This is a genomic window from Sphingobacterium tabacisoli, from assembly GCF_017908035.1.
GTDB classification, from domain to species: domain Bacteria; phylum Bacteroidota; class Bacteroidia; order Sphingobacteriales; family Sphingobacteriaceae; genus Sphingobacterium; species Sphingobacterium tabacisoli.
The window spans coordinates 349,085-361,648 of record NZ_JAEQMU010000002.1 but is presented as its reverse complement, the minus strand read 5'-3'; the positions used below and the strand labels follow the sequence as shown (position 1 = coordinate 361,648).

Genomic DNA, 12,564 nt, shown 5'->3' with positions numbered 1-12,564 from the left:
ATCCAGCATACTCACAGCACCTCCACAACCGGGAGATTCATATAACGAACCAAATAGTACAACGACCAGGCAATAAAGCAAATAAGTAAAATCCACACCCAAAACGGGATGGTCTGCGGAGTCTCACTACCGGCTATCAGAAAAGACTTCTGATCTCCTTTACCATAGGCATTAATCATAATAGGCACTATACCATCGACAATAGCATTCTCCTGAATACCCTCCACCGCTATCGCCGGACCATTACGTACCTCAAAAGGAATGATCCGTATTCCTTCCTTACCAGAGGGATCTTTACTGACCAATTTCAAACTATGCTTGCCATCAACTAGTTTGCGGGTATCGATATCGATATGAATAGGTGTAGTCACTATCGCTAGAGGGTTCACCTCCTCATCCATAAATATGTATATTTTGCTTTTAGCTTCCATCTCTAAGCACTTTAAACATCCACTTCATTGATTATCATCCGTTTGATATGCGTATGCTCCTTCTCCATGGGACGAATCAGCCATTTAATGGAGAAAAAAAGTGTAGCCAGCACAATCAAGGCTACAGCCCCTATAATCCAATAGTCAAACTGGCTATCAGGTCCTGACCCATGCACCACACCCCTTAATATCTTGGGCTGGTGCCTATCACAGACCGGGCATGCCCACACCGTTTGTTGTATTACGAAGAACGCAATAACGAGTATACTTCTTAACTTGTTCATTACTTCATTTGTGTTTTTAAATACTCCATAACTTCTTTAACTTCCTCTTCGCTCACTTTGGGAGCTTTATTGCCCCAACTGTTACGTTCATAATTTATAATCGCAGTTACTTCTTTCTCGGTCCAGCCCATATTATGCCCCACCGCAGGCATCGCACTATATTCAGGTCTAGAATCGTAACCGTTCATAATAATATCCACATATAGCTTGAGATCATTGCTAAGCACGATTTTACTATTTTTCAAAGGAGGAAACGCTCCTGCCAATCCTTCGCCCGAAGCCTGATGGCAGGATTGGCAATTGGCCGCATACAACACCTGCCCGTCCAATAGACCATCATCTGTTTTAACCGCCGTTCCCCCCGATTTCTCTTCCGGCTTATAAAGAAAAGATGGCGTAGTTGTGGCTTCAGGAAGCGGAGCCTGCTTCAGCTCCTGCAGGTAAGCAACAAGGTACAGTGCCTCTTGGGTGGCCACTACCCTTTGATTTCCTTTGCGCATAGCCAGCGGTACATTTACCGCGATATCTCCTTCTTCCAAAACCTCTTTATGTGTAAACAGCCAAGGATAAGCCGGCATAATAGACTCCTTAACAACCAGACGTGGGTTATATAAATGTAGGAGATGCCAATCCAGACTAGGTTGCCTATTTCCTACATCCGTCAGGTCAGGTCCTGTCCGTTCAGTCCCCATCAATGTTGCTGTATTTCGCCAGGTATCCACACGCGTGCTCAGTGCATAATCAGCAGCTATGGATGGTCTATTGCCCCACACTTTATCCATATGCACATTACGTACCTGCTGACTATGGCAGGCTACGCAGCCATTAGATATATACAGATCTCTACCTTTTCTTGCATTTTCGCTCAGGGGTTGAGCATCCGGTAAAGGACCATTATTCATCTGATTATCAAATGCTGGCACAATAGCAATAACAACAGTCAGTAACAGAAATAAAACCGTAGCCGTTGTAAATAGCTTTTTATGATTATTAAAAATTTCCATTTCAGCTTCCTCTCTTATTTATTTTCGACATTTTCCTCTTCTAGATAAGTGATAACCTGTTCTACAAGTGACTTATCCTCTTTATTTACAGCCATCATCTGGAACACATTATACGCAAATACGATATGCGATATCCACATTAACGTCCCCCCTATTGCGCGCCACAACCAGTAGGGCATCATCAACGTCACACTATCAATAAATGGCACATTCTCCATCCATGCCAGACCACGCAATGTCCCACCGTACATCAGAGACACCGAATAGATCATAAGGCCGATCAAGGCTAACCAAAAATGGGCGCCTATAGCAGCCTGACTCGATTCCTTCCCGGTGAGGCGGGGCAATAAGGCATAAATACCACCCCACAGCAGAAAGGCAATGATACCATACATCGTCATATGGGAATGCGCTACGGTAAAATCAGTAAAATGCCAAAGTAAGTTGGTATACCGAAAAGCTTCAGCTGTACCCTGCATCGATCCCGTAAAGTAAAAAACAATACCTACTACAAAAAAGGGAAGAGAATAACTATCTCTCACTTTGTGCCAGGCACCACGGAAAGTCATAATAAAATTAGTCGTACCTGCCGCCACAGGAATCACCATCCCAGCACTGGCCACAATAGCAACAGTTTGTAGCCACCAGGGAATAGCACTGAAAACAAAATGGTGTGTACCAATAAGCGTATAGAACAGAATCTGTGTCCAGAACGCCAGTATCCCCAGACTGTAGGAGTAAATAGGACGATTGAGCTGTTGGGGCAGAAAATAATAGACAATCCCCAAGGTAAACAGCATAAACCACATTCCTACCGCCTGATGCATATAATATCCCTGAATAATTGTCTCCCCCAATCCATCCTGATAAGAAGGAATATAGCCTACTACAGCAACAATAGAAATGAACAATACAGCCGATACAATATACCAGTTGGATATATAAATCTCTTTGGTTTCTCTTTTCGCTATTGTTTTGAGGTAGCTACCTAAGGTAAACATCAGTCCCAAGGCAAACAACAACATAATGGGCCAGATATACTCGCGATACTCGCCCCCGCCATTGTTTATACCGGCCATCAGACTGACACTACCTAATAATACACAGGCATTGATCAATATCAAAGAGTACCATCCCCAATTGACTTTCTGCAGCTGTACATTACTCACTTTAGCAACAATATAATAGCCTAACCCGATCATCCCTAAGGATGACCAGCCCCAGAAAACAGCATTGGTGTGGACCGGGCGTAGTCGCCCAAAGCTGAGCCAGCTGATCGCTTCGGCATCGGGCGCAATAAATTTAATACCCAAATATTCGCCGACGGTCGTACCAAATAACAGCCAGAATGTAGCCGTACCGATAAACCACTGTATCAATTTGGAACTTGAAGCATCTATTTTAGGTCGGGGAAGTGCTTTTCGCTTTTTTGCCACGAAAGGCAGATTCTCCAGATCTCGGGCCTGTAACAGTCCTTTTTCATCAGATACCGCCGCCGCACCACTCAGTTCCTGATCCGAAAGCCGATAACGGAGTGCACCCATCCGCTTTTCAAAGACAGCAGCATCTACATCCTCCTGTTTCTGCATATAGGTCGCAAGATCTTCTGCATCTTTCTTTGTCCCCATACGAACAGACTTATGCACTTGTTTCCTTATCTGTACAATCAATAGGATGATAGCAACAACCAGCGGAATACCTACCAGAACCATGGTCACCAGGACACCGCCTTGACTCAGCAAATCCAGGTCCTCTACTTTCTCGTAGAACTGTGCCCTAGCCTGTAGTACCGCACCAAACAGAAAGAAAAGAACGACTCCTATCTTTTTATGCTGAGCCAATCGCTTGACTACCGTCCACACTCGGTTCATTTGCTCGGCATTCATAGCAGAGAACAACTCGTCCAACTCTGCATGAAAATCTCCCTGCCGCTCGGTGCGTCGTCGTACCAAATGCCAATACCGATCAATATACTTATATAATAAAGTCACCACGATCAATAAAAACAAAACCAACGTAACCCCAAGACAGGTTATCCAATCCATATCATAGAATGAAAAAGAGGTAGGGAGCATGACATGTGCTTTGGAAACCTGTGGGGTGTACAACAGTAAACAACAAAAAAATAAACTATAAAATCTTGAAAATGCCATAAGAAATAATTAATCGATTTAAAGAATACAATTCGTACCGATCTGGTTTGGGAAAATATGGCTTTTGGAAAAGAAGAGGTCAGGAATGGATTCGAACCATTATAAAAGGTCTTGCAAACCTTTACCTTCCAATCAGTCACCTGACCTTAAGATCTTCACTTTAGTAGATCACCTTTGTTACCCAAAGATACGCCATATCCGAATAGCTTTCCCATGACAGATCAGCCAAAATCAGCTGGTCCAGCCTATAGATGATTCTTCTATTACTTTATTTTTCACCATGCCTGATAACACCGTACGGGCAGCTTCAACCGTATGATCAAGGTCTTCCTGAGTAAGCGCATCAGATAAAAACCAGGACTCGAATGGAGAAGGCGGAAGATAAATTCCCTGCTCCAGCATACCATGGAAAAACACACGGAATACACCTACATCTGCACTTTGGGCTGATGCATAATCCGTCACCACATCGCTATTGAAAAACAGAGAAATCATAGAACCTACACTGTTGATACAGACCTGAATCTGCAATTCCGCAACTACCGACTTCAACCCTTCCTCTAGATAGAAAGTCTTATGTTCCATCCTTCGATACAACGCTTCATCCCTATTTATTCGTTTCAGCATCTGTATTCCTGCGGACATCGCTAAAGGATTGCCCGAAAGGGTTCCAGCCTGATAAACAGGACCCAAAGGTGCCAACTGATCCATAATGTGTTTTTTACCTGCAAATGCGCCGACCGGCAATCCACCACCGACGATCTTTCCAAAGGTCACCAAGTCTGCCTCTACCTGAAAATACTCCTGTGCTCCTCCACGTGCCAGACGAAACCCCGTCATTACCTCATCAAAAATCAATAACGCCTGATAATGCGAACAAAGTTTACGCAAGCCTTCCAAAAATCCCGAGACTGGAGCCACACAGCCCATATTACCTGCTACCGGTTCGACAATCACCGCAGCAATACTTTCGGAGAACTGCTCAAATAACAACGCTACACTATCTAGTGAGTTGAAATCGGCCAATAAAGTATCGGCTATTGTCCCTTGTGGTACTCCTGCCGAATCAGGAATCCCCAATGTTGATAAGCCACTGCCGCCTGCTACCAAGAAGGAATCGGCATGGCCGTGATAACAGCCAATAAATTTGATGATCTTGTTCCTCCCCGTAAATCCACGCGCAAGTCGAATAGCGCTCATCGTTGCTTCTGTACCTGAATTGACAAAGCGAACCTTCTCCACATGGGGTACAGCATCGACAAATAATTTTGCCAGCTCTATCTCCGCTTCTGTAGGAATACCATACGAAGTACCTAGAAGCGCCTGTTGCTGAATAGAATCTACGACCGAAAAAAAGGCATGCCCAAACAAGAGGGCTCCCCAAGAATTCACATAGTCTATATAGGTATTATCATCCGCATCGTACAGATAAGCGCCTTTTCCTTTTTTCACAAAAACAGGATTTCCACCCACACCGTTAAATGCCCTAACAGGAGAATTCACTCCCCCAGGAATAAGCGATGCTGCCCTCAGAAAAAGCCGTCTACTGTTCTCATATCTGTCTTTCTTCATGATCCTATTATATTAAAGTGTAATCAATCCATCTTCTTCCTGTAACAGGTTAAAGTACTTTAGCGCCTGTACCACTCCTTGTTCATCGACTTCGGCCGTGACATGATAAGCGATATCCTTTACCTCCTGACGCGCATTCCCCATAGCCACCCCATACTTAACATATTTGAGCATTTCGATATCATTGCCACCGTCTCCAAAAGCCATCGTATCACGTTTTCCAATTCCGTAATAACGTAACCAAAAGGCAACTCCGGTCGCTTTGTTGTAACGCTGATTGTTGATATCTGCAAAATCATCATGCCACCTTGTTGCCACACAATTGACCATTATATTATCGATGATTGTCTTTTCCTGTTCAGGGGTGATATAGGCGGTCAGCTGAAATACTTTGGAACGCAACAACTCCAATAGAGGGCGCTTTTCAGGAAGAGGGATATGGATAAGTGAATAATGATGCTTCAATAATTCGTTAATATCATTGGCAAAAACGCCTTCCTCGGTCATATAAGAAACACAAAATGCCGAAGGTCTGGACTCTAGATATTGTACCAGATTAAATAGATCGATATAAGGTATAGATGATTTATAAAGAACTTTTCCTCCCGCATCGATGCCTACTGCTCCATTCGAAGCAACAAATCCATCAAAAGGAAAGTCGGTGACACGCTTAATCTGCGCATAGGAACGTCCAGACGCGACAAACACCTTTATTCCACTGTTTTTTAAACAGCGTAGACTATCAAGAATCGAATCAGGAATAGTCTCTTCATTAAATCGTAACAAAGTACCGTCTACATCAAAAAAAATAGCTTTAACCATAGTTGTACAGGGTTTAATAAACACAGTACAAACATAGGTCTAAGCTGGAACAGTTAAATGATACAGAAATAACAATACAACATAGTCCAGATCCATCTCAATTCTTGGATTACCAAGGATAATTATAATAAGAACTTGCGTTCTCATCGGTCAGCATAACACGCAATGAAGGGTTCATTAGCGCGTCATCAAATGCTATTTTCTGCTTACCAACAAAGAGGTAAGGGTATACAAACCGAATGCCGTGGCTATAATCTACGTAATAATCGGCATGTCCGGTAAATACGGGCTGTATAGGTTTACCATCCAATTTATGCCAACCGTATAGTGCCAATTTCCCTTTAGTGGCACGAAGCTTTTCAGTCGACACCACATCCTTCTTAATTCCGGCGATAAGGCCTTTTCGCCCTTGTCTTTGTTGTTCAATACGAGCATTGTGCGCCACAAAGGTATTGAACTGCTCTCTATCTTCTGTTAATGGTAAAGGCTCGAGCTTCACCTTTGCCTGTTGATAAACAGCATCACAGATCTTACTATTGCTCAACACGAATCCCAACGAATCAGCTATATACTGAGCCGTGCTAGGTCTTATCGGCAATCGCACGAAATCGGCATCCGTACCCAACATGAGGTAATCAGGCATAACATAATAATAGGCATCTATCCTATTTCCCTTTTCATCCAGCCCAGTTACATCAATCCGTTGTAATTTCCGCATAAATTTTGGAAAGTTACCCCTAAGAAAAATCTCCGCTATTGCTTTCTCCCGTTGTTCGTTATCTAAATCAGAAAGTTGCTGTACAATATGCCTTGCAGGTAAGGCATTCTTCGATAACTTGGGTAAAGTTAATTTTTCTCCGTTAAGGGAGCGGTCTATACGCTTTACTGTTCCATTGAACCCCGTTATTTCTCGGGGTAACGTATTAAGTGGTACTTTACGGTCATCTGGCGCGACGAAACCAAGTATACTCGCCCTGCTCATCCCTCCTTTTTTGGGAATGTCAATAATTGCATAAGATTTGTAAGCCGGAGCGTCATGACCAATAAAAGGTCTAGGTCCTCCCCCTAGACAACCACTGTGCAGAAGTGTAACTTGTTGTTTGGATCCTGGGAAATAAGCATGTTGATGCCCGGAAATATACATATCCACAGCATGGTCCTTAAAGAAAGCTAAGGTAGCATCGGCGTCCTCTATTACTTCGCCGGGTTTGTTCTTCGCTTCTACCAGAGCATATAAAGGTAAATGTCCTAAAACTATTCGCCCCCTTGCTTTCCGCGCATAGTCAGAGGACAATTGTGTTACCATCCAGCTCTTTACCGCATCAGGAATAACCGATGCTGAAGCATCCCAACTCAAAAACAAGATGTTATTCTTTAGATAAGAGAAATAATACGGAAAGTGGGTATCATCGACGAAAGTAAGTTTTGCCTGATCTTTATACGCTGTCCAGAAAGCAGAAGCCGCTTCCCGATCATTTTTATAATTGGGAGAAGCATCATGATTACCCATCGTAAAACCAAAAGGAATATTCATCTGCTGGATAGGCTCCAACACCGAAGCGTGAAATCCGCTCCACATACTATCTAACTGAGATCTACGTAAAGAGGCTTTTTGTCCTGCGACCATATCCCCTCCACATAAGATAATATCTGGATTGATATCCTTTATCCGCCCCACCAAACGATGTACCTCCGTACTGTAGGTGACCGAACCATACGCATCATTCAAATCCGAAATCACCAATATCTTTAGATCCCGATCTTTCTGTTCGCGCTCTAAATCTTGACCAAAACAGGCCATAGAAAAGAGAGAAAGAACAAAGACAGAAAAAATGCGCGGACTGAAACACATATTGGAATAATAAAAAGTACGACTAAAATTACCTAAATTGCATTAGCAAACCTAAGAAAAATCAACATGAAGCTTTTGTTCTTACTTCTCTTATTTCCTTTAATGTCATTCTATCGTGTAGATTCTTCTCTAGAAATAATCATACAACCACGTAGTAGTTGGAATGCACAAACGGCACGCCCCTATAAAAAGCATACCCCTGTACGAATAACCATACATCACGAGGGAGGTAAAATATTATTGGAAAATGGAGATGCTAAACAAAGACTAAAGAATATACAGACTTGGTGCATGGGACCTGAGCGCAATTGGACAGATATCCCCTATCACTACCTGATAGCTCCAGATGGCACTGTCTATCAAGGTAGAGATGTGCTGACAGTGGGCGAGACCAATACAGACTATGATCCTACAGGCCATCTTTTGATATCTTTTCTGGGAAACTACAATGAACAACAACTCAATAAACACCTCCTAGATGTCCTAGTGAAGCTTACTGCTTCTTTCTGTCAGCAGTATGACATATCGCCTGAAACAATAGCCACCCATCGCGACTATTGTGGACATACCAATTGCCCAGGCCAGAATATCTACACCTATTTCGAGAATGGATACATCAAAAACAGTGTAAAGAAACTCTTGCTGGAAGCTCCGTTAAAGTAACTGACGTCCCAAAATCTTTATGTTATCCAGCCACTTCGTACGCTGAGCATCCGTTGAATTACGTATAACTCCCACATACGTAACCTTTACCGGCTTAATGCCGCAGAATTCCAGAATCGACTTTTTCAGTTGATTGACACTAGGCCTTCCAAAAAATAAACGGTAATACCATCCCGGTTGATCCAGTGTGGTTATAATATGAGCGGTCTTACCACGCAGCAACTTGTCCCACCAAACAGAATTTGGACGGTACTTGTACGCCATACCAGGCAAAAAAAGTCGATCCACAAAGCCCTTGGTTACTGCCGGGAGCCCACCCCACCAAACAGGATGGATCCAAACAAGATGGTCGGCCCATAAAATACTATCCCAAGCCTGTATCAAATCGGGCTCTAACTCCATCCGTTGTTGATATCCGTAGTGTAGATTAGGGTCAAATTGCAACTCACCAATAGGAATAATCCTTATTTCGGCTTGCTGCCCAAGTGCTCCATCCCAATAGGCTTGTACCAAAGCACTGTTAAAAGATTCCTTATTGGGATGTCCATTGATAATTACGATTTTCTTCATGTCTGCTAAAATATAGTATGCAAAGCTAACAGCTATACCAACCGATTATACAGGACAAATGTCTAAAAAGAAAGCGATTTACGAATGCGGCTTAAATGTCGTTGGGTGATCCCCAGATAAGAAGAGAGGTATTGTAAAGGTATGGATTGTATGTAATCGGGTTGTTTTTTGAGCAAACTGCCGTAACGCGATGAAGCACTTTCTTTCTGCAATTGAAACACCCGTTCTTCAAGCTCTATATATTGTTGCTCGGCTATGATCTTCAAGAACTTCGTCCATTTCGGGTCAGACGCTTCCAAGTCTTCTACCTTCTTCTTAGTTAGAACCCAAATCTTCGCTTCAGTAAGGGCCTGCAAGTTTTCGACACTCGGTCCACCGGAAATAAAAGATGAATAAGCCCCCAGCATACCGTTAGGGAAACGGAAACAATAAGTAACATCATCTCCCTTCTCCGTATGATAATAGGAACGAAATATACCTGACTCAATAAAAGCGACTTCCTTACAGACTTGACCCGCCTGAGCAAAATAACCCATTTTGGACAATACTCGATATTCAAATAGGGGTATAAAACCTGCTACCTCTTCTTTACTGAAAATACCAAAACTTAAAAAAAATCGTTCGATCATCATATTTCCGTTAGAATAGCACCTATATTCCGAGTATCAAAAATATCAATTTAATGACCTTTCCACAAGCTCCGAGTGTTATATAAACAAAAAAGCCGGATAAAAAGGAGAATTATCCGGCTCGAAATAAATATAAAAAATGAAAAAAGCTACAGCATATATAATTGTGCCATCGGCAAGAATGCCGAAGGTGTTACCGCGACAACATCACCATTAATACTGATGTCGTACGTATTGTGATTCATAACGATGTTAGGCATACTATCGTTATGAATAAGGTCTGTCTTCTTTACGTTTCGGGTATGCTGTACAGGAATCAGCATTTTCTTAACCCCAATTTCTCCCAGATTACCTTGATCTATCGCAGATTGAGCCACAAATAGGGCTGAAATATGCCCTACCACCTGACCATGCGTGCCCCACATCGGGCGATACATATAAGGTTGAGGTGTCGATATCGAGGCATTTGGGTCTCCCATTCCCGCATAAGCGATAATACCACCTTTCATAACCATCTCCGGTTTAACACCAAAAGCCTGAGGTTTATAGAACACCAAATCTGCCAACTTACCCACCTCAACAGATCCCACATGAGATGCAATACCATGGGTGATTGCTGGATTGATCGTGTATTTTGCGACATAACGTTTCGCTCTAAAGTTATCATTGAGCTTGTTAGCCCCCAACACACCTCTATCCTTTTTCATTTTATCGGCAATCTGCCAGGTACGCATCACCACTTCACCTATTCTCCCCATCGCCTGAGAATCCGAACTCATCATAGAAATCGCTCCCATATCGTGCAATAGTCCTTCGGCCGCAATAGTTTGTGCACGGATTCGAGACTTCGCAAAAGCAACGTCTTCGGGGATATTTTTGTCCAAATGATGACATATCATCATCATATCCAAATGCTCATCTATCGTATTGATCGTAAATGGATTGGTAGGTGTGGTCGATGATGGCAGAATATTATCGTATTCAACTACTTTCAATAAATCTGGAGCATGTCCACCACCAGCTCCCTCCGTATGATAGGTATGGATAGAACGCCCGGCAAAAGAAGTCAATGAGTCTTCAACAAATCCGGCTTCATTAAGCGTATCGGTGTGTATACATACCTGTATATCTGCTTGGTCAGCGACCTCAAGACAATTATTCAGCACAAATGGAGTACTTCCCCAATCTTCATGAATCTTGAGCCCACCAGCACCAGCGTCAATCAATTCCTGTAAAGCGGCTTTACTCGAACTATTTCCTTTAGCTAAAAACACAAAATTCACAGGGATGGTATCTGTCGCTAGGGCCATTTTTTGCAGATTCCAAACACCAGAAGTACAGTTGGTAGCCAAGGTACCAGCCACCGGCCCCGTTCCTCCCCCGACAACAGTAGTTGTTCCTGCCTGTAGTGCAACATCAAACTGTTGCGGACAGATATAATGTACATGGGTATCGATTGTACCAGCTGTCACGATGAGATTCTCACCAGCGACGACTTCAGTTCCTACACCTACAACCATTCCCTTTGTCACTCCGTCCATAATCAAAGGATTACCCGCCTTACCAATCCCAGCAATCTTTCCGTTCTTGATACCGATATCCGCCTTTACAATGCCCCAATGATCCAAAATGACAGCATTGGTGATGACCGTATCCAACACTTCTTCCTGCAAAGCAGTAGGATGTTGTCCCATACCATCCCTAATCACTTTGCCACCGCCAAAGATCAGTTCATCTCCGTAGCTTGTAAAATCTTTCTCTACCTGTATCCATAGATCCGTATCTGCTAATCTTATCTTATCTCCAGTAGTAGGACCAAAGTAACTGGCATATTCTTTACGTGATATTTTTTTCATCTTAATTTTCCTCCTGTTGCGCCAGACTTCCATTAACTTTACCTGCAAACCCGTAGATCTGTTTTTCTCCACCATAAGCAACCAGATCAACTTCCATCTCTACTTTAGGCATAAACCTAACGGATAAGCCCGATGCAATATCTAGATGGTAGCCCATCGTCATCTCTCGATCAAAGTCAAGCGCGGGGTTGACCTCATAAAAATGATAATGCGAACCTACCTGTACTGGACGGTCACCGGTATTAATAACCTTTATTCGTTGGCGGTTGCGATTTTCCGACAAAAGAATATCGTCCTCACCAAACACATACTGTCCAGGTTCATTCTTCTTATCATCTGTGCCGGAAATAGGATGATGTATCGACACCAGCTTTGTACCATCAGGAAAAGTAGCCTCCACCTGTAGATCTTGTAACAACTCCGGAACACCATTCATGACGTCATGCGCACTTAAAAGTTGGGTGCACCGCTCTATTAATTCCTTTACGGTTTTTCCTTCTCTTGCCCCTTCAATTATATATCCCGACAAATAGGCTACTGCTTCTGGATAATTCAGCTTAAGCCCTTTCTGCTTCCTCCGCTCGGCCACAGATGCCGCGGTAAGTAAAAGCAACTTTTCCCGTTCTTGATGTGTTAAATACATATTACTCTATTAGCTTTGTTTTTCAGCAAAACTAAAGAACCAAGTCTCTGAAAAATTAGCCAAACTAGGCTATTCATTGTCCTTT

12 protein-coding genes are annotated in these 12,564 nt (G+C 42.9%); 1 reads left to right on the top strand and 11 read right to left on the bottom strand.

Annotated features, from left to right (window positions below; genetic code table 11):
• Positions 1-11: 11 nt before the first annotated feature.
• The 7 genes from JKG64_RS12470 to JKG64_RS12440 all read right to left on the bottom strand — a co-directional run bounded on the left by JKG64_RS12470 (position 12) and on the right by JKG64_RS12440 (position 8,067).
• Positions 12-431: a cytochrome C gene (locus tag JKG64_RS12470; protein ID WP_210354652.1), complete on the bottom strand. Its 420-nt coding sequence runs from the start codon at positions 429-431 to the stop codon at positions 12-14.
• Positions 432-442: 11 nt separating this feature from the next.
• Positions 443-715, bottom strand: a complete 273-nt coding sequence (locus tag JKG64_RS12465; RefSeq protein WP_210354651.1) for a hypothetical protein — start codon at positions 713-715, stop codon at positions 443-445.
• Positions 715-1,719, bottom strand: a complete 1,005-nt coding sequence (locus tag JKG64_RS12460) for a cbb3-type cytochrome c oxidase subunit II (protein WP_210354650.1) — start codon at positions 1,717-1,719, stop codon at positions 715-717. The genes JKG64_RS12465 and JKG64_RS12460 overlap by 1 nt, the downstream gene beginning before the upstream one ends.
• Positions 1,720-1,733: 14 nt before the next feature.
• Complete coding sequence (locus JKG64_RS12455) at positions 1,734-3,872, bottom strand: cbb3-type cytochrome c oxidase subunit I (RefSeq protein ID WP_246512585.1); 2,139 nt, start codon at positions 3,870-3,872, stop codon at positions 1,734-1,736.
• 231 nt (positions 3,873-4,103) lie between these two features.
• Positions 4,104-5,444 carry a glutamate-1-semialdehyde 2,1-aminomutase gene (gene hemL / locus JKG64_RS12450; RefSeq protein WP_210354649.1) on the bottom strand — a complete coding sequence of 447 codons (1,341 nt, stop codon included), beginning with the start codon at positions 5,442-5,444 and terminating at the stop codon, positions 4,104-4,106.
• Between the two features lie 12 nt (positions 5,445-5,456).
• A complete protein-coding gene (locus JKG64_RS12445) occupies positions 5,457-6,266 on the bottom strand; it encodes a Cof-type HAD-IIB family hydrolase (RefSeq protein WP_210354648.1) in 810 nt (269 codons plus the stop codon).
• 109 nt (positions 6,267-6,375) lie between these two features.
• The gene (locus JKG64_RS12440; RefSeq protein ID WP_210354647.1) at positions 6,376-8,067 is read right to left on the bottom strand and encodes a metallophosphoesterase family protein; all 1,692 of its coding nucleotides are present in this window, start codon (positions 8,065-8,067) and stop codon (positions 6,376-6,378) included.
• Positions 8,068-8,184: 117 nt separating this feature from the next.
• On the opposite strand from JKG64_RS12440, the gene JKG64_RS12435 reads away from it, so the two are divergent.
• Positions 8,185-8,781 (top strand): peptidoglycan recognition protein family protein, encoded by a 597-nt coding sequence (locus JKG64_RS12435; RefSeq protein WP_210354646.1) that lies wholly within the window; start codon positions 8,185-8,187, stop codon positions 8,779-8,781.
• Here the strand turns inward: JKG64_RS12435 and JKG64_RS12430 are convergent.
• From JKG64_RS12430 to JKG64_RS12415, 4 genes are all read right to left on the bottom strand, one after another.
• The gene (locus JKG64_RS12430) at positions 8,773-9,351 is read right to left on the bottom strand and encodes an NAD(P)H-dependent oxidoreductase (protein WP_210354645.1); all 579 of its coding nucleotides are present in this window, start codon (positions 9,349-9,351) and stop codon (positions 8,773-8,775) included. The genes JKG64_RS12435 and JKG64_RS12430 overlap by 9 nt on opposite strands.
• Before the next feature lie 62 nt (positions 9,352-9,413).
• Complete coding sequence (locus JKG64_RS12425) at positions 9,414-9,983, bottom strand: Crp/Fnr family transcriptional regulator (RefSeq protein WP_210354644.1); 570 nt, start codon at positions 9,981-9,983, stop codon at positions 9,414-9,416.
• Between the two features lie 146 nt (positions 9,984-10,129).
• Positions 10,130-11,836, bottom strand: coding sequence for an urease subunit alpha (gene ureC, locus JKG64_RS12420; protein WP_210354643.1), 1,707 nt, complete (start codon positions 11,834-11,836; stop codon positions 10,130-10,132).
• Position 11,837: 1 nt separating this feature from the next.
• Positions 11,838-12,479, bottom strand: a complete 642-nt coding sequence (locus JKG64_RS12415; protein WP_210354642.1) for an urease subunit gamma — start codon at positions 12,477-12,479, stop codon at positions 11,838-11,840.
• Positions 12,480-12,564: the final 85 nt, after the last annotated feature.